1 protein-coding gene is annotated in these 1092 nt (G+C 63.7%); it reads left to right on the top strand.

Annotated features, from left to right (window positions below; all coding sequences use genetic code 11):
* Window positions 1–15: 15 nt before the first annotated feature.
* Window positions 16–1076 (top strand): IS630 family transposase gene (locus AU381_RS27735; protein WP_085939171.1). Its coding sequence is split into 2 segments (ribosomal slippage): window positions 16–508 and window positions 508–1076, totalling 1062 coding nucleotides; the frame shifts between segments, so codons are not numbered across the junction.
* Window positions 1077–1092 lie beyond the last annotated feature (16 nt).

The following is a 1092-nucleotide window of genomic DNA, read 5'->3' as shown; positions in this document are numbered from 1 at the left end:
AACGGGAGGTTTGCGATGGGTTCAGCAATTTTGTTGCGTGATGATTTCGATGGGCGTGCTCTTCGACAGCTCGCACGGCAAACGAAGGATGCCAACCAGGCGCGGCGGTTGCTGGCGCTCGCCGAGATTTATGACGGCGGCTCGCGCTCGGATGCGGCACGGATCGGCAGCGTGACGCTGCAGATCGTCCGTGACTGGGTGCTGCGGTTCAATGCGCGCGGCCCCGACGGGCTGGTGAACGGCAAAGCACCCGGCGGCCGAGCGAAGCTGAACGTCGCTCAGCGCCATGCGCTGGCGAAGATCGTCGAAAGCGGCCCGATCCCTGCGATCCACGGTGTCGTCCGCTGGCGGCGCAAGGACCTGGTGCAGTGGATATTCCAGGAATTCCGCATCGCGATGGACGAGACGACTGTCGGCCGTGAGTTGAAGGCGCTCGGCTTCGCCAAGCTGTCGGCCCGCCCGCGCCACTACGCCCAGAACGAGCTGGAGGCAGAAGCTTTTAAAAAGACTTCCCCGCCGCTCTGGCGGAAATCCGAGGCCGGCTCCCGCGCGGCACCGACCTCGAGCTCTGGTGGGCCGACGAAGCGCGCATAGGCCAGAAGAACAAGATCACGCGGCGGTGGGCGCGTCGCGGAACCAGACCCTCCGCACCCTTGGATCAGCGCACCATGTGGGCCTACATCTTCGGGGCCGTCTGCCCGCGGAAGGGAAAGGGTGCGGGCCTTGTCCTGCCCTATTGTGATACCGAAGCCATGCAGCAGCATCTCGCCGAGATCAGCCAGGCCGTCGATGAGGGAGCGCATGCCGTGCTCATCCTCGATCAGGCCGGATGGCACGTCACGCCGAAGCTCAAAGTGCCGGACAACATCACCCTGATGTTCCTGCCGCCTCGTTCGCCGGAACTGAACCCCGTGGAAAACGTCTGGCAGTTCCTGCGCGACAACTGGCTCTCGAACCGCATCTTCAAAGACTACGACGACATCGTCGCCCATTGCTGCGCCGCGTGGAACAAGCTCGTCGACCAGCCGTGGAAGATCATGTCCATCGGACTCCGCGAATGGGCGCATCGGTCATGATCACCGCTCGTTGGTA

Source organism: Sinorhizobium glycinis (genome assembly GCF_001651865.1).
Classification (GTDB): Bacteria; Pseudomonadota; Alphaproteobacteria; order Rhizobiales; family Rhizobiaceae; genus Sinorhizobium; species Sinorhizobium glycinis.
This window is presented reverse-complemented; position numbering and strand designations above follow the sequence as displayed.